Raw genomic sequence first — 20,339 nt, forward strand, 5'->3', positions numbered from 1 at the left:
TCGTCCCGGGGGAGCCGGGGGCCCGCCCGGCGCACACCGGGCACGTGAGGGCCTACGGCTTCGGCGCACCCCCTAGCAGCAGGGAGGGGGCGTGCCGGGTGAGCCAGGCGCCGGCCAGGCCGATGGCCGCACCGGCGACGACGTCACTGGGGTAGTGAGCCCCTGACTGCACGCGCTCGAGGGCGACCAGCGCGGCCGGCACCGCGCACACGGCGCCGGCGACCGGCCAGGTCGGTGCGACGGCGGCGGTGAACGCGACCGCGGCCGCGGTGTGCCCGGAGGGGAACGAGGAGGAGTCGGGTCGGTCATGGACCTCGCCGTGCGGGATCCACTCCCGCGGTGGCCGCGGCCGATCGGCCAGCTGTTTGCACAATCCGTTCGCGACCAGCTGCGCGACGGTCAGAGCGGACAGGCCCGCGGCCGCCGCCGTCCGGCCGCGCCATCCGCCGGCCAGCCCCATCACCGCGGCAGCTCCCCACCACAGCTTGCTGCTCTCCGCTGCCTCCTCCACCGCCGACAGCACCCGGCCGGCGGCGTCCGGGATGCGGGAAGCCGCCCATTGCGTCAGATCCCGGTCAACTCTGTCCAAGCCCTCGCGCAGCCTCATGAACGGCAGGTATCCCGTGATCGCGCCCCCACACCGAAGATCATCGGTCCTTGTGAGGACCGCTCACGCGTCGCCCATGCGGCGCAGGTCCTCCTCGTCCCACTTCCGGGTGTCGCGGGGCTGGGTGTAGGGCTCGGCCTCGGGCGGGTGCCCGCCGGCGATGGCCCGCTGCCGGACGGTCTCGGCATCGAACTCCAGGCCCAGCAGGATGGCGAGGTTGGTGATCCACAGCCAGACCAGGAAGACGATGACGCCGGCCATGGTGCCGTAGGTCTTGTTGTAGGAGGCGAAGTTCGCGACGTAGAACGCGAAGCCCGCGGAGGCGATCATCCAGATCAGCAGGGCGAGGAAACTGCCCGGGGTGATCCACCGGAATCCCTTGACCTTGGCGTTCGGGCTCGCCCAGTACAGGATCGCGATCATCACGACGACCAGCAGGACGAGGACCGGCCACTTCGCGATCGACCACACCGTCAGCGCGGTGTCCCCGACCCCGATCGCGGTGCCGGCCCGGCGGGCGATACCGCCGGTGAACACCACGATCAGCGCGCTCGCCACGGCCAGCACCATGAGCACGACCGTCACACCGAGCCGCACCGGCAGTATCTTCCACACCGGCCGTCCCTCGGGCATGTCGTACACGGCGTTCGCCGCCCGCATGAAGGCGGCCACATAGCCGGAGGCGGACCATACGGCGATCACCAGACCGACGACGGCCAGGATCGAACCGGTGCCGGCGCTGCCCTGCAACTGCTCCACGGCCCGGGTGATGATGTCCCGGGCCGAGCCGGGAGCGAGCTGCTTGACGTTGCTCAGCAGTTTGTCGGTGGTCGACTTCCCCGTGATGCCCAGCAGGGAGACCAGGACGAGCAGGGCCGGGAACAGCGCAAGCACACCGTAATAGGTCAGTGCGGCCGCCCGGTCGGTCAGCTCGTCGTCCTTGAACTCCTTGAGGCTGCCTTTGAGTACCGCGCCCCAGGCCCCTTTCGGCAACTTCGTCGGCGTATCCGGCGCGGCCTCTTCCACCTCCCGCCCGGGGCCGGTGTCCTCCGGCGCCGGCACGGGGGAAGAGGGGGCCTGCTCAGCGTGCTCGTGGTTCTTCCGCCCGGGAAGATGCAGTTTTGTCATACCAGGCGAGTTGCCTCTAAGCCCGGGCTCAAGCACCGTACCGAGGCGCGAAACACCGGTGCGGCCGGCCCGAAGCGGCGGAACGCCGGGCCCGGAACGCGCATCGTCGAAGCACGCGACCTCGCGACCGGCTGTTCCGCACGCGTACCGGCACAGCCCGGCTGCCGGTCAGGCGGCGTCGGCGCGGCGTTCGCTGCGCCGGGCTCGTCGGCGGCCGCCGACGGGCCCGCCGACGCTGTGCACCAGCCGCAGGTGCCGTCCCCGCGCATGGCGCGCCGCCGGCGGCCGTCGTAGCAGCCGATCCTCGATACGGTCCATCCCGTACAGCAACACTCCCAGGACCGGCAACAGCAGAACGGCGACGGCGATCACCACGTGTCCCTCCCAGCGCGACAACAGGGCACCGGGTCCCCCGCACGTCCGCCGCCATCGGCCGACGGATGTGAAGGTCTGGTGACCGGTGCCGCAGCCGGTGGATCCAGTCATCTCATATGCCGCTCCTGATGGCATCCCGGCTGGTCCGGCTGAGGGAACCATGCGTCCCCCGAGGGCCAGCGGTGGCTGAAAGGGGCTGGTGGTGGCCAGACTCGATGACGGGCCCGCGGTCGGCGTCCCCGGCGGGGCACCCGCAGGCCCACAACCCGCCCTGCCACGGAGGCGCCCCCATGACCTTCAATCCCTTGGAACAGCGGGGTATCCCGCTGGACCGCCAGCTGCGCAGTTGGCGTGAGCTGAACGTGCAGCCGATCGACCCGGACCGCTGCGACCCGTACACCCGGTGCCGGATCATCACGATGAACGGCATCGAGGTGGAGGCGATCCTCTTCAGCCACCAGCTCGCCCGCAACACGGTCGACCCGGAGGTGAAGCGTCGGCTCGCCAGGACGCGGTACATCGAGGCCCAGCAGCAGAAGGTCGTGAACTGGTTGCTGCCGGGGGTCTCCTCGGTGCTGGAGACGACGATCGCCTACGAGCAGGTCGCGGTGGACCTCACCGCCTGGGTGGCGCGGATGGAGCCGGATCCGTACCTGAAGCAGGCCTACCAGTTCGGTGTGCTGGAGGACTTCGATCACCTGTACCGCTACGCGAACCTGTACGAGATGATCGAGCACCGCAAGGCCGAGTCGATCGTCGACAACCTCACCGAGGTGATGCCGGGCCGCCCCACCAGGTTCCATCACCGCGATCCGGTGGACAACGTCCGTGACACGTACGACAAGGACGCGACGGACCCGCTGTCGAAGCTGCACGCGCTGACGATCATGTCGGCGGAGCAGCAGACGATGAACTTCTACATGAACACGGGCCCCACCTACATGGAGCCGATCGCCCGTCAGCTCTACCAGGAGATCGGGCTGATCGAAGAGGAGCACGTCACCCACTACGAGTCCCTCGTCGACCCGGGCGAGACGTGGTGGGAGCAGCTGGTCAACCACGAGTACAACGAGTGCTATCTGTACTACTCCTTCATGGAGCAGGAGAGCGACCCGAAGGTCAGGGCGATCTGGGAGCTGCACCTGAACATGGAGCTGGAGCACCTGCACACCGCCTGCGACCTGATGCGCCGTCACGACGGCCGGGAGCCCCAGGAGGTCCTGGCTCCCGAGCTGCCCGACGTGCTCACCTTCGAGCCGAACAAGCAGTACCTGCGGAAGCTGCTGGACACCCAGATGGACCTGACCACACTCGGGGCGGGCTATGTGCGCGAGGCGCACGAGCGCTTCGAGAAGATGCAGGAGCAGATCCACGGCGGCGAAGACCCGCCGAGCGACCGGGTCATGGCCGAGCACGACCAGATGTTCGGGCGTGAGTACCGGGTGGAGACCGAGGGCGAGCACCCCGACCCCGCCATGCGCGAGAAGTGAGGCGGCCCCGCATGTCCGAACTGCAGACTCCCCAGGCCGGCGACGACCGGGCACCCGACGTGGATGTCGTCGCCCTGCTGATGCGTCAGCACGGCGACATCCGCAACCTCTTCGACGAGGTGGAGCGGAGCGAGGGCGCGGAGCGCCGGGACGCCTTCCGCCGCCTCGTGCGGCTGCTGGCCGTCCACGAGACCGCTGAGGAAGAGGTCGTCCATCCCTTCGTCCGACGTGCTGTGTCCGGTGGTGAGCAGATCGTCGAGGACCGCCTCGCCGAGGAGAAGGCCGCCAAGGAGACTCTCGCGGCCCTGGACGAGATGGACACCGACGACCCGCAGTTCATGCCGCGGCTGATGAAGCTGCGCACGGCCGTACAGGAGCATGCCAGGGCGGAGGAGCGCTACGAGTTCAGCCATATCCGCCGTAGCACCGACGCGACCAACCTCGCCGCCATGGCCAAGGCCGTGAAGGCCGCCGAGGCCATGGCTCCCACCCGGCCGCACCCCGGTGTCGAGTCCGGCGTGGCCAACGTGGCGCTCGGCCCGGTAGCCGCCCTCATGGACCGAACCAAGGACGCGGTCCGCAAGGCGATGGACAAGCGCTGAGCCTCACCGCACGGGTTCGCGACCCGCTCGGCATCGGGTTTGGGGACGAGGCCTCGGTGGCACTTGGAGCGTCCCCGCCGGACGGGGCGACGCCGCAGACGGCGCACGTCCCGCGCCGGTCCGGAGGGCGTGCCCGCCGCCTTCGCCTTTGCGGGCAGCGTGCCGCCGGAACGGGAGGCCCATGATGACGACCATCGGTGTCGAAGAGGAGTACCTGCTGATGGAGCCGGTCAGTGGCCGGCTGGCGGCGCGCGCCGAGAAGGTGCGGTCCGCGGCCGGCCTCGAGCCCTTCGTCGTGGCGCGGGAGATCCAGCCGGAGCTGCTCCAGGCGCAGGTCGAGGTGGCCACACCGGTGTGCGAGTCGCTGGAGGAGGTCGGCGGCCATCTGCTGCGTCTGCGTCACGCCGTGGCGGGGGCGGCCGAGGCGCACGGTTGCCACCTCGTGGCGAGCGGAACGCCGCCGCTGCGCCAGGCGCTGCCCGTCCCCGTCACCGACCAGGCCCGGTACCGCGCCATGCAACAGCAGGCACCTCAGCTGGTGGCCGAGCAGATGGTCAACGGCATGCACGTCCACGTCGCCGTCCCCAGTCGGGGAGTGGGTGTTCAGGTGCTCAACCGGATCCGGGTCTGGCTTCCGGTACTGACCGCCATGGCGGCGAACAGCCCGTTGTGGGAGGGCCATGACACCGGCTTCGCCAGCTGGCGCACGGTGGTCTTCGACCGCTGGCCGGTCAGCGGCGTCCCGCCGTACTTCACCGATGAGACGGACTACGACGTACGGGTACGGCGACTGCTGTCGACCGGGGTGATCTGCGACACCGGCCAGCTGTACTGGCAGGCCCGCGTGTCCGAGAGCTATCCCACCGTCGAGGTCCGCTGCCTGGACGTGCAGCTGCGTACGGATGAGGCCGTGATGTTCGCGGGGCTGGTGCGTGCCTTGGTCGACACCGCGATGTCCGAGGCGGCAGCCGGCCGAGACGCACCGGAAGCGCATCCCGAGCTGGTGGACGTGGCGATGTGGCAGGCGGCCCGCTACGGGCTGAGCGGTGACCTGGTCGTTCCCGGGGGTGGACGCCGCCGGGCGGGCGATGCCGTGTACGGCCTGGTGGAGCACGTCGGACCCGCTCTGGAGGCGGCCGGCGACACCCGTGAGGTGACCTCGCTGGTCCACCGGCTGCTGCAGCAGGGCACCGGGGCGGACCGCCAGCGTCAGGCGCTGGCCGACGGCGGTCTCGACGCCGTCGTCGACATGCTCATCGAGCGGAGCGGCATGTCCTGAGCGCCGGGCGAGGCGTCCGGCCCGCCGACCTGCCCGTCGGGACCTGCCCGTCCCGGGCGCGTCCTTCCTCGCCGCAGCGCCTCGGCCCCGCCGCGTTCACCATGGAGCGCGGCGGGGCCTCGTGCTGTTCCCCATCCGGTCAGCCGCGACCCGACGCGTACGGCGCCGACATGTCGCGCCGCGCGCCGGGTGTCTCCGCCGCTCGGGCGGCCGCGCTGGCGGTCAGGGCCAGCAGCAGGGCCAGTACGCCGGTGATGATGTTGTTCACGATGGTCTTCGGGGTGCTGACGTCACCGGCGACCACCCATGGCGCGATGACGGCCCACACGCCCAGGGCGCAGGCGGCCCAGGCCATGCTGTGCGTGCGCTCGTAGGCCCGGCCGAATCCGCCGCTCATGAGCAGCGCGTAGGCGATACCCGTGACCAGGTTGGTGATGGCCAGCGTCGACAGGTTGTTGAACCCCGTGATCCAGGGCGACGCCGCGAGGTACAGACCGGTGAGCAGCGCCATTGTCTCGATGGCCTGGCCCCTGGGGGTGCTCGTGGTGCGCTCGGCCATCTCGTGGCGCAGGCGCATCTCGATGAGATCCGGGTGCGTCTCCATCGACGGCTTGGGAGATGTTGTCATTGTCTTCACCTTCGGAAAGTGATGTTTTTCAGGGAATGGGGATCCAGGTCCTGCCGCGGGCGTGTTCGGGTGAGGCGCACAACCAGGGCGATGACCACCGCGGTCCCCGCTGCGCCGGTGAACACCAGGGCGGTGCGGGCGGCGGGGCTGATGCCCGGGGTGAGGTCGCGTGCGCGGTCGACGACGCTGAGGGGAACGCCTCGCACGGCGTTGCCGGGCGGGCGGCGGGGCACGCCCGGGTGAGGGTGGGTCGGGGCGGTCGCCCGCACGGCTTCCCAGGCGGCGCCGATCCGCCGCAGCCGGCGGTCGCTGAGAGCATCCCGCAGGCGAGGCAGAAGCTCGTTCTCCTCGTCCTGGATGTCCTGGCGGATGAGATCGAACGCCTGCCGGATCCAGGACGCGCGCCGGGGGTCGCCGGCGGACTTCTCGACCCGTGCGATCAGCTCGTTGATCGCCTGGTGTTCCTCCTCGACGGGACCGGTCGGATCATCCCGGCCGGGGACAAGACGGCGCAGGATCGGCCACAGAACGGTCTCTTCGGCGAAGGCATGGGTGAACACCAGTTGCACGATGTCCTGCCACAGCCTCTCCCGATCGCCGTCCGGGGTGTCGGCTGCGAGGTAGCGGTTCATCATCGTGTCGAGCCGGGCGTGGTCACGGCGCTGGCGCAGCAGAATGCTGCCGCTGCCCCCGAGCGCGGCGGGATCCCGGTGCGCGATCGAGACGGTCATGTCTCTGTCTGCGTCGCGGACGTGTCCGCGGCGTCCGGGACGCCGTCACCCTCGTCATCGGCGGTGTCGGCCTCGGCCTCGGGCCGCGCACCCTCTTCTTCCTCGGGGTGGACGTCCTTCTCGCCGGTGACCTGCTCCAGTGGATGGGAGAACTCGTTTTCCCGCGGGCTGCTCATGTCGGCTCCTTCCAGATCCTGCAACCCCGGGTCCCCCATATGGCAGCCTATTCACCTTAAATATGCCCTTTAGTCCGATTCATCCGCTCTGCGGTCGGAGGGCTGGCTGCTGGAGACCGGCGGCGGGCAGACCGGCTCCGCGGCTCTGGATCTTGGGGGCGGCGTGGGCCGGGGCCCCGGTCACCGAGCGGTTCCCGCCGCTGCCGGAGGGGGTTCACGCGGCTCACGAGGAAGTCAGAGGGGATTCGAGCACGGTGCGCAGCGTCCCGTCCGCACCGGTCCGCTCCAGTCGCAGCCGGGCCGAACGCCCGCGCAACGTCAGGGTCATGAGTTGGTTGCCGAACCACGGGCCGCCCTGTTTGCGCCACTTCACCGGCGGCCGGGGACAGCGGCCGTGCCGGGCGAGCCCTCGCCCGAGGAACCGGGCAAGGGCGCTCCAGCCGAAGCGGAAACCGAGACGCATCCACACAGGCACGGAGTTGTGCACGGGCGAACAGGTGAGCTGGACGACCCTGGCGTCGGGGCCGCCCGACGGCCACGAGGCCTCGGCGAGGTAGCCGTGGTGCACATCCCCGGACAGTACGCACACGCTTGCCGGGCCCGCGGAACCGGCTTCGGCGATCAGCGCGGCCAGGTCGGCGAAGGAGCGGGGAAAGGCGGCCCAGTGTTCCAGGTCGGCGCCACGGCGCAGATGCTCGCCGACACGTGCCCAGCGGGCTCCGCGCTCGCCGGCGCACAGTGCCGCGTCCCAGGCCTCGGCGTCGTGCACCAGGTGCGGCAGCAGCCAGGGCAGGGAGGTGCCGATCAGCAGGTGGTCGTACGATCCCGGGTCGGCCAGCACGTTCTCCCTCAGCCAGTCCGCCTCGGCCGGTCCGAGCATGGCGCGGCGGTCCTCGTCGAGCACCCGGGCCGCACGCGAGTCCACCATCACCAACCGGACCCGGCCGAAGTCGCGCCGGTAACTCCAGCGGACCGCGCCGAAGTCGGCGTCGGCCTTCGCGGCGAGTGCCCGCAGCGCGTTCGTGCCGTCCGCCGTGGCGCACACGGCGGCGTAGGTCGGATCGTCGGCGAGTTCGGCCGGGGAGAGGTTGCCCAGGTGCTGGTGCACCCAGTAGGAGGTCAGGCCGCTCAGGATCCGCTCCTGCCACCAGTCGGTGGTGCGCATGTCGGCGAGCCAGGCGGCGGAGGTGTTCCAGTCGTCGATGACGTCGTGATCGTCGAAGATCATGAAGCTGGGCACGGTGGACAGCAGCCAGCGGATCTCGGGATCGAGCCAGGACTCGTGGTAGAGGCGGCAGTACTCCTCATAGTCGGCGACCTGGCTGCCCGGTGCTTCGCCGAGGTCGCGGCGGGCGGCCAGCAGGCGCCGGGTCTCCTCGGAGGTCTCGTCGGCGTAGACCTGGTCGCCCAACAGCAGGAGCACGTCGGGGCGTTCGGCCTCGGGGTCGGCCGCGAGCCGGGTGGCGAGGGCGTCGAGGGCATCGGTGCCGACCGGGTCCTTGCCGTCGGCCGGCGGCGCGGCCCAACGGCAGGAACCGAAGGTGACCCGGACCGCGTCACCGACGGCGGGGGACCGGATGACGGAGGGCGGAAAGACGGAGCCGGGCGCCGGCCAGACCGGGGCACCGTCCAGAAGCACCTCGTAGGAGGGTGAGGTTCCCGGTTCGAGCCCGGTCACCGTGACGAGGGCGTAGTGGTGCCCGGCGACCTGGAAGGTGGAGGCGGTGCCGCCCGCGCCGTCGGAGCAGCGCACTTCGGCGGTGCACGGACGGCTCGTCTCGACCCACACGGTCGCCGACGAGCCGTCGGTGTACCTCAGCAGTGGCCCCAGGCGGAGTTCCGCCACAGTGATCGCCTCCTCCGTCGCCCCGTACGGTACGCAACAACAGGACCGGCGCACAGGGCCCGCCGGCCGGCGGCCGGCGAGGCGGCGCGGACGGGGCAGGCGCAGGTCAGGACTCGACGATCCGGCGCAGGTTGTCCACCGATCCGCAGCCGGCCTTCAGCTGACGCTCCCGCTCCTCCAGGAACGCCAGGCCCAGTTCCTCCCGCCGCTCCATCGCCACGTTCTCCCGCGCTCCGTTGAGGATGGTGCGCTCTTCCTCGTCCGCGTGATGGGTGACGGCCTCCACCAGCTCCTCCAGCTTGGAGTCCCAGTCCTCGGAGCCGATCTCCTCGACCTGGAGGAGCTCCAGGAGGGCCTTGTTGCCCTCGTCGTGCTCGTGCTCGCCGTGCTCGACCTCTTCGTCGTCGATGTTCTTGTAGCGCTTGAGGGCCGGGTACACCTTGGCCTCCTCGGCGAGGGCGTGCGCGATCAGCAGATCCGCGAACTCCTGCAAGGCTGCCGCTCGGTCGGCTTCGACGCTGCGCATCCGACGGAAGAGGTCCTCCATCTGCCGGTGGTCCTGGAGGATCAGCTCGACGACGTCTCGTGTCTCGGCCATGGAACGGGCACCACTTTCTTGTGAGGGAATCGGGCCACTACCGCTTACCCCGCTTACGGCGTTGAGTGCCCATGACTCCGGGATCACCGTCCCCGCGGCGATCCGCCCGCACCTCCTGTGCGATGAGCAAGCGCTTAGTAAGGTGGTGGGGGCGGTGTGTCTGACGAGGAGGGACAGCATGGGAGTGTCGGGAGCCGAGGCCTTCTACGAGCGGGAGGGGGACGGCCGCTTCCTCCCCACCGCCTACACGCGAGGCCCGTGGGACGCCGGTTCCCAGCACGCCGGGCCGCCGGCCGCGCTGCTCGCTCTGGCCGTCGAGCAGCGGCCGGGCGGACGGCCGGACATGCGGGTCGCCCGGCTCACGTACGAGATTCTGCGCCCCGTGCCCCTGCGGCCGCTGACCGTGACCACCCGCGTGCTCCGTGCCGGGCGCAGCGTCGAACTCGTGGAGGTGGGGCTGACACCCGACGGCGGCGAGGAGGTGATGCGGGCGACGGCTCTGCTGATGAGGACGGCGCCGGACGCGGTACCGGCGGTGTCCCCGGCCAGGCAGGTGCCCGGGCCCGCAGCCGTTCCCTCGAAGGCGTTCTTTCCCGTGCCGTGGGACCAGGGGTACCACACCGCCATGGAAGTCCGCTTCGCCGCGGGCTCGTTCCTCGAGTCCGGCCCGGCCACGGCGTGGATGCGCATGAGGATCCCCCTGGTCGCGGGCGAGGAGATCACACCGCTCAGCCGGGTGCTGACGGCTGCCGACTCGGGCAATGGCGTGAGCGCCGAGCTGGACTTCCACCGCTATGTCTTCGTCAACGCCGACCTCACCGTCGGTCTGTTCCGCCATCCCGAGGGTGAGTGGGTCTGCCTGGACGCGCGGACGATGGTGGACGGCGCGGGCGTCGGCCTCGCCGACTCCGCCCTGTACGACGAGAAGGGCCCGCTCGGCCGCAGCACGCAGACCCTGTACGTGGCCGCGCGCGGCTGAGACGGCGGGTGCGCGTCCCGTCCCTCGACGATCACGGCAGGCGGCAGGCGGCAGGCGGCGGGCCGATGGCGGACGCCGGCCCGGCTCGATGTCACACTCGCGGCCCGGGCGGTGTCTTCATGTCGAACAGGCCGACAGGCCACCGGACAAGGAGACGCCGTGACCCCGCGCATTCCCACGGCAGAGCTCCCCACCGAGCTGAAGGAGAACCTGGTCAAGCAGCTCGGCGCCGTGCCCGAGCCCGTCGAGGTGGCCTTCCACCAGCCCGATGTCGCCACCTCCAGCCTCGAGTTGTCCGCCGAGGTGGCCCAGTGGAGCGCGTGCGACGAGGGCCTCAAGACGTTCGCCCACATGACGGTTGCGGCGCAGGTCGGCTGCTTGTTCACCGTCGCCTACGAGATGCTCGGATCCGTGGCCGACGCGGAGGACGTGCTTCAGGAGTCCTGGCTGCGGTGGGCCGACGTCGACCGCAGGCAGCTACGTGACCCACGCGTGTACCTCGTGCGGACAGTCACCCGGCAAGCACTCAACCGCCCGCGGACGCTGTCCCGTAGCCGTGAGGAACGTGGTCCGGGTCACCGACGGTGGCGGGTTCGTGGCCGCCGCCCTGGCACCCCTCCACGGCGCCCGAACCGTGGCGGAGATCCTCGCCCGCGCCGGCCAGGTGGTGACCGCGCTCCGGACCACGACCGTCTGGCTCAACGGCGCACCCGCCGGCCGCATCGAGCTCGACGGCGAGCCGGCCGCGGTCAGCCTCGAAGTGGAAGACGTGCGGGTCACCCGGATCTACGTGGTCCGCAACCCGCACAAGCTGACCCGCCTCGACGAACCGGCCGAACTCGCAAGGTAAACCCAACCGCCCGGCGCGCAACTCTCCCTACCGAGAGGGGAATTGGCCGATCGATTTCACAAGCCCGAAAAACATGCTGCGAGCCTGCTGGAGTTTCCGCTTCGAGGTGAAGCAGGTCACCCGGTGTCCGAGGCGTACCGCGGAACGGAATTCCTCGCGTTCCCGTCGGGGCCGGCAACCAACAAAACAGGGCTGCCGGGAACGAGACAGACGCGCCATCACGGCCGAAACGGCTTCCATTCAGACCCGAGTGGACGTCGACCACCGAAGTGCAGACTCGGCGGCAACGGATTCCGCTTCCGGAGCGCTGTCAGGAGGTACGGTTGTCGCTGGCCGAGCAGTTGACGTACCCGGCTGCCGATCTCGACGAGATCGAGTCGTCGTCCATCTGGATCGAGTCGCACCCGATCACCCGCGTACCGATCGACTCGCTCGTCTTCGACGACTCCCTCCGGCTGGACGGGGCGAACCACGACCATGTACGGGTGCTCGCCGAGGCCGGCGACTCCGTGCCCCCCATCACCGTGCATCGCCCCACCCTGCGCGTCATCGACGGCGCCCACCGGATCCGCGCGGCCCTGCTCAACGGCCGTACCGAGATCGCCGCGCGGCTGCTGGACTGCGACACCGCCGCCGCCTTCGTCCTCTCCGTCAGAGCCAACGTCACCCACGGTCTGCCGCTCTCCCGTGCCGACCGGGCGACCGCGGCGGCACGCATCATCCTGACCCACCCGCAGTGGTCGGACCGCGCGATCGCCACCGCCACCGGGATGTCCGACAAGACCGTCTCCCGCATCCGTGCGCAGTCCGCCACCACGGACACCACGCAGCCCGGTACGAGGCTCGGCCGGGACGGCCGGGTGCGCCCGCTGGACAGCGGTCAGCGCCGCCGCCGCGCCGCCGCGATCCTCCTCGACCGGCCCGACGCCGGTCTGCGCGAGGTCGCCCGCGCCACGGGGCTCTCCCCGGCCACGGTGCGGGACGTGCGCCGGCGCATCGACCGCGGCGAGGACCCCGTCCCGGGCCGCTACCGCAACCCCCCTGGCGCGGGCAGCGCTTCCGCTGTCGCGAACCGGCAGCGCACGCCCACCGCGGTCGCCCGCATCGACCGCGAGGCCGTCCTGGTCGACCGCCGGAAACTGCTCGCCAAGCTCAGCGAGGACCCCTCGCTGCGGCTCAACGAAGCCGGCCGGCGCGCCCTGCGCTGGCTGCGCCAGTACTCCGTCGACGGCGACGGCATCGAGACCCTCCAGCGCGGACTGCCCGGCCACTGGGCCCCGGAGGTCGCCGACCTGGCCCGCAGTTGCGCAGCCGCCTGGAGCGAGCTGGCCGAGCAGCTCCAGTCGTGCCCCGAGTAGTGCCCCTTCCGCACGACGTACGGGCACATCGCACATCCGCCCATGAGGTACCGGACACACCGCCACGGCTTCCGCCACGCAGGGGACGAGGATCCGCACGCGTCAGGTGCACGGGCCGCTGCTTTCACCGGGACACCGCACCACCGCTCCGGCCACGGGCCGGGCCCGCTTCACCGCACCGCCGGCTCCACCCGCCGACGCCAGGCACCGGCGAGCGGCCCGCCCCTGGGCCGCCGCCACGCCTTCGGTACCCCCGCTTGCCAGAACCGACGCACTTCAGGAGGCCTTCCGTGTCCGAGCTCGCCGAGACGCCCGGTACCCGTACCAGCATGGAGAACGGGCCCGGCACGGGCGTGTGGTTCATCGGGGCGCGCGGTTCCGTCGCCACGACCGCGATCGCCGGTTGCGCCGCGCTCGCGGCGGGGCTGCGCCCGACGACGGGAATGGTCACGGAGACCGAGCCCTTCGCCGCCGCCGGGCTGCCCGCCCCGTCCTCCTTGGTCTTCGGCGGTCACGACACCGTCGACTGGCCGCTGCCCAAGCGCGCCGAAGCACTCGCCGGCCAGGGCGTCCTGCCGCACGGGCTGCCCCAGGCGGTGCTCGGTGAACTCGTCGCCGCCGACCAGGAGATCCGCACCGGCGGACCGCTGGCCGGTGACACCCGCACCGACGAGGAGCTGATCGCGGCCTTCGCCGCCGACATCGAGGACTTCACCCGCCGCACCGGGGTGGCCCGGACCGTCGTCGTGAACGTCGCCTCCACCGAGCCCGCCCCGGCCGCGGGCGACGCCCGGCTGCCCGCCAGCTCGCTGTACGCGGCGGCCGCCCTGCGCGCGGGCTGCTCGTACGTGAACTTCACCCCGTCGACCGGCGTACGTCACCCGGAGCTCGAGGAACTGTCCCGGTCGGCCGGGGTGCCGTACGCGGGCCGGGACGGAAAGACCGGGCAGACCCTGCTGCGGGCGGTGCTCGCGCCCATGTTCCGGCAGCGGGCCCTGGACGTTCGGGCCTGGTCCGGCACCAACCTGCTCGGCGGCGGCGACGGGGCGGCGCTCGCCGACTCCGCGGCCGCCGCCGCGAAGAACGCGGGCAAGAACCGGGTCCTGGAGGACAGCCTCGGCGTACTGCCCGAGGGCGAGGTGCACATCGACGACGTGCCCGCGCTCGGCGAGTGGAAGACCGCCTGGGACCACGTGGCGTTCGACGGTTTCCTCGGCACGCGGATGGTCCTGCAGACCATCTGGCAGGGCTGCGACTCGGCACTGGCGGCACCGCTCGTCCTCGACCTGGCCCGGCTCGCCGCCCGCGCCCATGAAGCGGGAATCGCCGGGAGCCTCCCGGAACTCGGCTTCTACTTCAAGGACCCGGACGGCGGGTCCTCGGCGCTGGCCGAGCAGTACGACGCCCTCCTCGGCTTCGCCGCCCGGCTGGGGGAGTCCCGGTGAGCACTGCCCGCGACTGGGCCGAACTTTTGCGTGCCTCGGCCCTGTTCACCGTACCCGGCGACGCACTCGCCGGGGCCGCGGCGACCGGACTGCGCCCCGGCGCCCGCACCGCCCTCGCGGCCGGTGCCTCCCTGTGCCTGTACGAGGCGGGCATGGCACTCAACGACTGGGCGGACCGGGAGGAGGACGCCGCGGAGCGGCCGCACCGCCCCATCCCCTCGGGCCGTATCGCCCCCGCACAGGCACTGACGGCGGCGGCCGGCCTGACCGCCGCCGGGGTGGGCCTCGCCCTCGCCGCGGGCCGCCCCGCCGCGCTGTGCGCCACCGCCCTCGCCGGCACCGTCTGGGCGTACGACCTGCGGCTGAAGCACACCCCGGCGGGCCCGGCGACGATGGCCGCGGCCCGCGGCCTCGACCTGCTGCTCGGCGCCGTGGCCACCGCCGGCTCCCGCGCGGCCGAACGGAGTCCGGCGATCGGGGCCGGCACCGGCGGGGCGGTGCGCCGCGCACTGCTGCCCGCCGCCGTGCTCGGCGCCCACACCTATGCGGTCACCACCGTCTCCCGGGCCGAGACCCAGGGCGGTTCGCCGGGCCGGCCGCTCGCCGCGCTCGGCGCGACCGCCGCCCTCGGCGCGCTCACCGGTGCCCGGCAGGGCGGCGGCCCGCTCAGCGCGCGACGCTGGACCGAGCCGCCCCGGACAGCGCGCGAGTTCGCCCGGACCGCGCTCGCCGGCGCCTATGTGGCCACGGCCGCCAAGCCGTACTGGCACGCCACGCTCAACCCGTCCCCGCCACTGACCCAGCGGGCCGTCGGCGGCGGCATCCGCGCGCTGATCCCGCTCCAGGCGGCCCTCGCGGCCCGCTCCGGCGCGCTCGCCGCCGCCGGGCTGCTCATCGGGCTCGTCCCCGTGGCCCGCCGGCTGGCCCGGAAGGTGAGCCCCACATGAACATCCGCCTCGGCTACGGCACGAACGGCCTGACCGACCTGCGGCTCGACGACGCCCTCGGCGTCCTGGCCGACCTCGGTTACCAGGGCGTCGGTCTGACCCTCGACCACATGCACCTCGACCCGCTCGGCCCCGGTCTCGCCGACCGCGTCGCCCGGGTCGCCGACCGGCTCGGTGCGCTCGGTCTGGGCGTCACGGTCGAGACCGGTGCCCGCTATGTGCTCGACCCCCGCCGCAAGCACGGCCCGAGCCTGCTCGACCCGGACCCCGAGGCGCGGGCGGCCCGGACCGCGCTGCTGATCACCGCGGTGAAGGTGGCCGCGGACCTGGGCGCCAACGCGGTGCACTGCTTCAGCGGCATCCGGCCCGCGAGCGTCGGCGAGGACACGGCCTGGGAGCTGCTGGACGCATCGCTGGACCCGGTCCTCGACGCCGCGACGAAGGCCGGAGTTCCGCTCGGCATCGAGCCGGAGCCCGGTCACCTGCTGGAGTCGCTCGCCGACTTCCACCGGCTGCGCACCCGGCTCGGCGACCACCCGCTGCTCGGCCTCACCCTCGACATCGGCCACTGCCAGTGCCTGGAGCCGCTGTCCCCGGCCGACTGCGTGCGGGCAGCCGCGCCCTGGCTGCGGCACGTGCAGATCGAGGACATGCGGCGCGGTGTGCACGAACACCTGCCCTTCGGCGACGGCGAGATCGACTTCCCGCCCGTGCTCGCCGCGCTCGACGCCACCGGGTACCAGGGGCTCACCGTGGTCGAACTGCCCCGCCACTCCCACGCCGGGCCCGAACTCGCCCGGTCCTCCATGGAGTTCCTGCGCGCACAGCTCACCGCGGCCGAGGAGACGCGGTCCGGCGGGCACGGCCGGACCACCAGCGAGCGAACCCCACCGCACCCGGCCCGCCCCGGCGCGGCCGCCTCCGCGTCCGCCCCCGTCTCCCCGGCACCGTCCGCGTAAGGAAGTCCGCATGCCGATCACCCGAGAGGAACTGCCGGCCCGCCTCGGCCCCGAGGGCGCCGCCTGGCTCGACGCCGCGCTCGCCGACGCGCGCGACGCCGCGCACCGCGACCCGGTCGCGCCGCCACGCGGGGGAGTACCGGCCTGGGAGCTGCGGTTCGCGTCGGCCGGCCGGGAGTGCGGCTTCCCGGAGGCGGCGGAGGCGGCCCGGGTGCTGCTGCTGCACATGGCCCGCCCCGAGGCGACCACCGTGACCCGGCTCTACCGGCGCGGCACCGGTGCCGAACGCCGCGCCGTCCTGCTGGCCCTGCCCCACCTCCCGCTCACCCCGCAAGCGGGCGTGCCGCTGATCGAGGACGCGCTGCGCACCAACGACACCCGGCTCGTCGCCGCGGCCGTCGGACCCTACGCCGCCGCACACCTGGACGCCCACGCCTGGCGCCACGCCGTCCTCAAGTGCCTGTTCACCGAGGTGCCCCTGGCCGCCGTGGCCGGCCTCGCGGACCGGGCCCGCGGCGACGCCGAACTCGCCCGCATGCTCACCGACTTCGCCGCCGAACGAACCGCCGCGGGGCGGCCCGTCCCCGACGACCTGCACCACGTACTCGCCCTGACCGCCAAGGAAGCCTGATGCGCATCTTCGACCCGCACATCCACATGACCTCGCGCACCACCGACGACTACCAGGCGATGTACGCGGCCGGGGTACGTGCCCTGGTCGAACCCTCCTTCTGGCTCGGCCAGCCACGCACCTCGCCGGAGAGCTTCTACGACTACTTCGACGCGCTGCTCGGCTGGGAGCCGTTCCGGGCCGCGCAGTACGGGATCGCGCACCACTGCACCATCGCCCTCAACCCCAAGGAGGCGAACGACCCGCGCTGTGCGCCCGTCCTCGACGAGCTGCCGCGCTACCTGGTCAAGGACGGTGTGGTCGCGGTCGGCGAGATCGGCTACGACTCGATGACCCCGGCCGAGGACACCGCGCTGGCCGCGCAGCTGGAACTCGCCGCCGGGCACGGGCTGCCCGCCCTGGTGCACACGCCGCACCGCGACAAGCTGGTGGGCCTGCGCCGCACCCTCGACGTGGTGGCCGAGTCCAAGCTGCCCGTCGACCGGGTCCTGGTCGACCACCTCAACGAGACCACGGTCGAGGAGGCCAAGGACGCCGGCGCCTGGCTCGGCTTCTCCGTCTATCCGGACACCAAGATGGACGAGCACCGCATGGTGGCCGTCCTGCGGGAGTACGGTCCCGAGCGGGTCCTGGTCAACTCCGCGGCGGACTGGGGCAGGAGCGACCCGCTGAAGACCCGCAAGGTGGGCGACGCGATGCTCGCCGCGGGCTTCGGCGAGGACGACGTGGACCGGGTGCTGTGGCGCAACCCCGTCGCGTTCTACGGGCTGAGCGGCCGGCTCGCCCTGGAACCCGCGAGGCCCGAGACGCTGCACGAGGGCAACTCCATTCTGCGCGGGGGCGAGTGAGCCGTGCGCTTCCGGCACCCCGACGGCTCGACCGTTCACCTCGCGTACTGCACCAACGTCCACCCGGCCGAGACCCTCGACGGTGTCATCGCCCAGCTCGCGGACCACTGCGAACCGGTCCGCCGCCGCCTGGGCACCGAACGCCTGGGCACAGGGCTCTGGCTGGCCCGCGACGCGGTCCGCGCCCTGAGTGCCGACCCCGCCGCACCGCGGCGGCTCCGCACCGAGCTGGACCGGCGCGGCCTGGAGGTGGTCACCCTCAACGGCTTCCCCTATCAGGGCTTCGGCGCCGAGGAGGTCAAGTACCGGGTGTACAAGCCCGACTGGACCGATCCGGAACGCCTGGAGTACACCACCGACCTGGCCCGGCTGCTCGCGCAACTGCTGCCCGACGACGTCATCGAGGGCACCGTCTCCACCCTGCCGCTGGCCTGGCGCACCGGCTTCGACGAGGCCGCGGCCGAGTCGGCCCACACGGCGCTGACCGAGCTGGCGAGGCGGCTGGACGAGCTGGAGGACACCTCCGGCCGCTCGATCCGCCTCGCCCTGGAGCCGGAGCCCGGCTGCGCCGTCGAGACCACCGCCGACGCGCTCGCCCCGCTCGCCGCCCTGCCCGGCCACCGCATCGGCCTGTGCCTGGACACCTGCCACCTCGCGACCAGCTTCGAGGAGCCCGCGGCGGCACTCGGCGGCCTGGAGCGGGCCGGCATCCCGGTGCCCAAGGTGCAGCTCTCCGCCGCCCTGCACGCCGAGACCCCCGGGGACCCGGCGGTCCGTGCGGCGCTCGCCGCCTTCGACGAGCCGCGTTTCCTGCACCAGACCCGTGCCAGCGTCGACGGGGTCCTGCACGGCACCGACGACCTCGGCCCGGCGCTCGCCGGGAGCGCGCTGCCGGACACGGTGCCCTGGCGCGCCCACTTCCACGTACCCCTGCACGCCCCGCCCGCACCGCCGCTGACCTCCACCCTGGACGTGCTGCGCGAGACGCTCGCCGCCCTGGTCGGCGGGCCCGTGCCGCGCAGCCGTCACTTCGAGGTCGAGACCTACACCTGGCAGGCCCTGCCGGCCGAGGCACGTCCGGCCACCGATGCCCAGCTCGCCGACGGCATCGCCGCCGAACTCCGCCTCGCGCGCGACCTGTTGACCGGCCTCGGACTCAAGGAGCAGCAGTGACGAAGACCCCGACGCCCCTGCTCGTCCTGAACGTGGTGGGCCTGACCCCCACGCTGCTGGACCACATGCCCCGTCTGAAGGCGCTCGGCGGCCGCGGCTCGCACGCCGCACTCGGCACCGTGCTGCCCGCCGTCACCTGCGCCGCCCAGTCCACCTTCCTGACCGGCACGATGCCCGCCGAGCACGGCATCGTCGGCAACGGCTGGTACTTCCGCGACCTCGGCGAGGTCCTGCTGTGGCGCCAGCACAACGGCCTCGTGGAGGGCGACAAGCTCTGGGAGGCCGCCCGCCGCCTGCACCCCGGCTACACGGTCGCCAATGTCTGCTGGTGGTACGCGATGGGCGCGGACACCGACTGGACCATCACCCCGCGCCCCATCTACTACGCGGACGGCCGCAAGGAGCCCGACTTCTACACCCGGCCCGTCGCCCTGCACGACGAACTCCAGGCGGAGCTGGGCTCGTTTCCGCTGTTCAACTTCTGGGGGCCCACCGCCGACCTGGTGTCCAGCACGTGGATCATCGACGCCACCCGGTACCTCAACCGCACCCGGCACCCCCACCTGACGCTGTGCTACGTGCCGCACCTGGACTACGACCTCCAGCGCTTCGGCCCCGAGGACCCGCGCTCGCTGAAGGCCGCCGCCGACCTGGACGCGGCACTCGCCCCGCTGCTGGACGAGGCCGGCGCCGAGGGCCGCACGGTGGTCGTGCTGTCCGAGTACGGCATCACCCGGGTCTCCCGGCCCGTCGACATCAACCGCGCCCTGCGCCGGGCCGGTTACCTGGAGGTCCACACCCAGGACGGCATGGAGTACCTGGACACCATGGCCTCGCGGGCCTTCGCGGTCGCCGACCACCAGCTCGCGCACGTGTACGTGCGGCGGCCCGAGGACCTGGCCGGTGTGCGCGAGGTACTCGACGGCGTCGACGGCGTCGGTGAACTCCTGGGCGACGAGGGCAAGAAGGAGTACGGGCTGGACCACCCGCGCTCCGGCGAGCTGGTGGCGGTCGCGGAGCCGGACGCCTGGTTCACGTACTACTACTGGCTGGACGACGCCCGCGCCCCCGACTTCGCGCAGCTCGTGGAGATCCACCGCAAGCCCGGATACGATCCCGCCGAGCTGTTCATGGACCCCCTCGACCCGTACGTGAAGGTCAAGGCGGCCAAGGCGCTGGCCCGCAAGAAGCTCGGACTGCGCTACCGGATGGCCGTCGTCCCGCTCGACCCCGCCCCGGTGCGCGGCAGCCACGGCAGGCTTCCCGACCGTCCCGGGAACGGACCGGTTCTGCTCTGCTCCCGCCCCGGCGAGGTCTCCGGGCACATGGCCGCCACGGAAGTGAAGTCGCTCCTGCTGCGGCTGGCGGAAATCGGCTGACGGACCGGATTTCGCGACAGACCGGATTTGACGCCCCACTGCGACAACGACCACGGCAATTCCGCGATGCGCATCCCTGTGCGTCCCGGCGTGCAATCGCGGAATTCCGATGTCGCACACCATGCGGCACGCCATGTCGCGGCCAACTCCGTTCAAGTTCAAGGGGTTTTCCGCGGACGACGAATGAGGTGTCCGGCGTCTATCGTGACGCCGGTTGGATTCGCCCCCGACTGCGGGGGCGTGCCAAGTTGAGGAGAGACATGTTGAGAACACGCAAGTCTTGGGCGGGGGCCTTCCTGGCAACGGCAGT

20 protein-coding genes and 1 pseudogene are annotated in these 20,339 nt (G+C 72.1%); 13 read left to right on the forward strand and 8 right to left on the reverse strand.

All coding sequences use genetic code 11. The annotated features are described in order from the left end of the window. Window positions 1–52: 52 nt before the first annotated feature. From AC07C1_RS14465 to AC07C1_RS14475, 3 genes are all read right to left on the reverse strand, one after another. On the reverse strand, window positions 53–607 hold the full coding sequence (locus tag AC07C1_RS14465) for a phosphatase PAP2 family protein (protein WP_478938991.1): 555 nt from the start codon (window positions 605–607) through the stop codon (window positions 53–55). 63 nt (window positions 608–670) lie between these two features. Beyond that, window positions 671–1,735, reverse strand: coding sequence for a YihY/virulence factor BrkB family protein (locus AC07C1_RS14470; RefSeq protein WP_478938992.1), 1,065 nt, complete (start codon window positions 1,733–1,735; stop codon window positions 671–673). A gap of 168 nt (window positions 1,736–1,903) precedes the next feature. Further along, the gene (locus tag AC07C1_RS14475; protein WP_478938993.1) at window positions 1,904–2,221 is read right to left on the reverse strand and encodes a hypothetical protein; all 318 of its coding nucleotides are present in this window, start codon (window positions 2,219–2,221) and stop codon (window positions 1,904–1,906) included. Between the two features lie 179 nt (window positions 2,222–2,400). Between AC07C1_RS14475 and AC07C1_RS14480 the strand changes: the two genes are divergently transcribed. The 3 genes from AC07C1_RS14480 (at window position 2,401) to AC07C1_RS14490 (ending at window position 5,481) form a co-directional block, all read left to right on the forward strand. Further along, window positions 2,401–3,600, forward strand: a complete 1,200-nt coding sequence (locus AC07C1_RS14480) for a hypothetical protein (protein WP_478938994.1) — start codon at window positions 2,401–2,403, stop codon at window positions 3,598–3,600. An 11-nt stretch (window positions 3,601–3,611) separates the two neighbouring features. Further along, window positions 3,612–4,202 carry a hemerythrin domain-containing protein gene (locus AC07C1_RS14485; protein WP_478938995.1) on the forward strand — a complete coding sequence of 197 codons (591 nt, stop codon included), beginning with the start codon at window positions 3,612–3,614 and terminating at the stop codon, window positions 4,200–4,202. A 184-nt stretch (window positions 4,203–4,386) separates the two neighbouring features. Continuing rightward, window positions 4,387–5,481, forward strand: a complete 1,095-nt coding sequence (locus tag AC07C1_RS14490) for a carboxylate-amine ligase (RefSeq protein WP_478939034.1) — start codon at window positions 4,387–4,389, stop codon at window positions 5,479–5,481. 139 nt (window positions 5,482–5,620) lie between these two features. On the opposite strand, the gene AC07C1_RS14495 is transcribed toward AC07C1_RS14490, so the two are convergent. The 5 genes from AC07C1_RS14495 to AC07C1_RS14515 form a co-directional block, all read right to left on the reverse strand. Beyond that, window positions 5,621–6,109, reverse strand: coding sequence for an SPW repeat protein (locus tag AC07C1_RS14495; protein ID WP_478938996.1), 489 nt, complete (start codon window positions 6,107–6,109; stop codon window positions 5,621–5,623). Between the two features lie 5 nt (window positions 6,110–6,114). Beyond that, complete coding sequence (locus AC07C1_RS14500) at window positions 6,115–6,840, reverse strand: hemerythrin domain-containing protein (protein ID WP_478938997.1); 726 nt, start codon at window positions 6,838–6,840, stop codon at window positions 6,115–6,117. Then, window positions 6,837–7,016 carry a hypothetical protein gene (locus tag AC07C1_RS14505; RefSeq protein WP_478938998.1) on the reverse strand — a complete coding sequence of 60 codons (180 nt, stop codon included), beginning with the start codon at window positions 7,014–7,016 and terminating at the stop codon, window positions 6,837–6,839. Before AC07C1_RS14505 ends, AC07C1_RS14500 begins: the two co-directional genes overlap by 4 nt. 223 nt (window positions 7,017–7,239) lie before the next feature. Then, window positions 7,240–8,862, reverse strand: coding sequence for an alkaline phosphatase D family protein (locus AC07C1_RS14510; protein WP_478938999.1), 1,623 nt, complete (start codon window positions 8,860–8,862; stop codon window positions 7,240–7,242). A gap of 106 nt (window positions 8,863–8,968) precedes the next feature. Further along, the gene (locus AC07C1_RS14515; protein WP_478939000.1) at window positions 8,969–9,460 is read right to left on the reverse strand and encodes a hemerythrin domain-containing protein; all 492 of its coding nucleotides are present in this window, start codon (window positions 9,458–9,460) and stop codon (window positions 8,969–8,971) included. 178 nt (window positions 9,461–9,638) lie between these two features. On the opposite strand from AC07C1_RS14515, the gene AC07C1_RS14520 reads away from it, so the two are divergent. From AC07C1_RS14520 to AC07C1_RS14565, 10 genes and pseudogenes are all read left to right on the forward strand, one after another. After that, on the forward strand, window positions 9,639–10,439 hold the full coding sequence (locus tag AC07C1_RS14520; RefSeq protein ID WP_478939001.1) for a thioesterase family protein: 801 nt from the start codon (window positions 9,639–9,641) through the stop codon (window positions 10,437–10,439). A 351-nt stretch (window positions 10,440–10,790) separates the two neighbouring features. Beyond that, a pseudogene (locus AC07C1_RS14525) lies at window positions 10,791–11,289 on the forward strand (sigma factor). A gap of 323 nt (window positions 11,290–11,612) precedes the next feature. Next, window positions 11,613–12,647 (forward strand): ParB/RepB/Spo0J family partition protein, encoded by a 1,035-nt coding sequence (locus tag AC07C1_RS14530; protein WP_478939002.1) that lies wholly within the window; start codon window positions 11,613–11,615, stop codon window positions 12,645–12,647. Between the two features lie 329 nt (window positions 12,648–12,976). Beyond that, a complete protein-coding gene (locus AC07C1_RS14535) occupies window positions 12,977–14,092 on the forward strand; it encodes an inositol-3-phosphate synthase (protein ID WP_478939035.1) in 1,116 nt (371 codons plus the stop codon). Beyond that, the gene (locus AC07C1_RS14540; RefSeq protein ID WP_478939003.1) at window positions 14,089–15,039 is read left to right on the forward strand and encodes an SCO3242 family prenyltransferase; all 951 of its coding nucleotides are present in this window, start codon (window positions 14,089–14,091) and stop codon (window positions 15,037–15,039) included. Before AC07C1_RS14535 ends, AC07C1_RS14540 begins: the two co-directional genes overlap by 4 nt. Beyond that, the gene (locus AC07C1_RS14545) at window positions 15,036–15,998 is read left to right on the forward strand and encodes a sugar phosphate isomerase/epimerase family protein (protein WP_478939004.1); all 963 of its coding nucleotides are present in this window, start codon (window positions 15,036–15,038) and stop codon (window positions 15,996–15,998) included. Before AC07C1_RS14540 ends, AC07C1_RS14545 begins: the two co-directional genes overlap by 4 nt. A 10-nt stretch (window positions 15,999–16,008) precedes the next feature. Then, window positions 16,009–16,629: an EboA domain-containing protein gene (locus tag AC07C1_RS14550; protein WP_478939005.1), complete on the forward strand. Its 621-nt coding sequence runs from the start codon at window positions 16,009–16,011 to the stop codon at window positions 16,627–16,629. Continuing rightward, a complete protein-coding gene (locus AC07C1_RS14555; RefSeq protein WP_478939006.1) occupies window positions 16,629–17,477 on the forward strand; it encodes a TatD family hydrolase in 849 nt (282 codons plus the stop codon). Before AC07C1_RS14550 ends, AC07C1_RS14555 begins: the two co-directional genes overlap by 1 nt. Window positions 17,478–17,480: 3 nt before the next feature. Beyond that, the gene (eboE, locus tag AC07C1_RS14560; protein ID WP_478939007.1) at window positions 17,481–18,650 is read left to right on the forward strand and encodes a metabolite traffic protein EboE; all 1,170 of its coding nucleotides are present in this window, start codon (window positions 17,481–17,483) and stop codon (window positions 18,648–18,650) included. Beyond that, window positions 18,647–20,029: an alkaline phosphatase family protein gene (locus AC07C1_RS14565; RefSeq protein WP_478939008.1), complete on the forward strand. Its 1,383-nt coding sequence runs from the start codon at window positions 18,647–18,649 to the stop codon at window positions 20,027–20,029. The genes eboE and AC07C1_RS14565 overlap by 4 nt, the downstream gene beginning before the upstream one ends. Window positions 20,030–20,339 lie beyond the last annotated feature (310 nt).

Source organism: Streptomyces sp. NPDC045022, from assembly GCF_056432605.1.

Bases quoted from the DNA above. Each gene is read 5' to 3' on its own strand.
- AC07C1_RS14475 (WP_478938993.1), bottom strand. From the start codon at position 2,221: ATGACTGGATCCACCGGCTGCGGCACCGGTCACCAGACCTTCACATCC.
- AC07C1_RS14495 (WP_478938996.1), bottom strand. From the start codon at position 6,109: ATGACAACATCTCCCAAGCCGTCGATGGAGACGCACCCGGATCTCATC.
- AC07C1_RS14480 (WP_478938994.1), top strand. From the start codon at position 2,401: ATGACCTTCAATCCCTTGGAACAGCGGGGTATCCCGCTGGACCGCCAG.
- AC07C1_RS14505 (WP_478938998.1), bottom strand. From the start codon at position 7,016: ATGAGCAGCCCGCGGGAAAACGAGTTCTCCCATCCACTGGAGCAGGTC.
- AC07C1_RS14515 (WP_478939000.1), bottom strand. From the start codon at position 9,460: ATGGCCGAGACACGAGACGTCGTCGAGCTGATCCTCCAGGACCACCGG.
- AC07C1_RS14550 (WP_478939005.1), top strand. From the start codon at position 16,009: ATGCCGATCACCCGAGAGGAACTGCCGGCCCGCCTCGGCCCCGAGGGC.
- AC07C1_RS14485 (WP_478938995.1), top strand. From the start codon at position 3,612: ATGTCCGAACTGCAGACTCCCCAGGCCGGCGACGACCGGGCACCCGAC.
- AC07C1_RS14555 (WP_478939006.1), top strand. From the start codon at position 16,629: ATGCGCATCTTCGACCCGCACATCCACATGACCTCGCGCACCACCGAC.
- AC07C1_RS14470 (WP_478938992.1), bottom strand. From the start codon at position 1,735: ATGACAAAACTGCATCTTCCCGGGCGGAAGAACCACGAGCACGCTGAG.
- AC07C1_RS14520 (WP_478939001.1), top strand. From the start codon at position 9,639: ATGGGAGTGTCGGGAGCCGAGGCCTTCTACGAGCGGGAGGGGGACGGC.
- AC07C1_RS14545 (WP_478939004.1), top strand. From the start codon at position 15,036: ATGAACATCCGCCTCGGCTACGGCACGAACGGCCTGACCGACCTGCGG.
- AC07C1_RS14465 (WP_478938991.1), bottom strand. From the start codon at position 607: ATGAGGCTGCGCGAGGGCTTGGACAGAGTTGACCGGGATCTGACGCAA.
- AC07C1_RS14500 (WP_478938997.1), bottom strand. From the start codon at position 6,840: ATGACCGTCTCGATCGCGCACCGGGATCCCGCCGCGCTCGGGGGCAGC.
- AC07C1_RS14535 (WP_478939035.1), top strand. From the start codon at position 12,977: ATGGAGAACGGGCCCGGCACGGGCGTGTGGTTCATCGGGGCGCGCGGT.
- AC07C1_RS14490 (WP_478939034.1), top strand. From the start codon at position 4,387: ATGACGACCATCGGTGTCGAAGAGGAGTACCTGCTGATGGAGCCGGTC.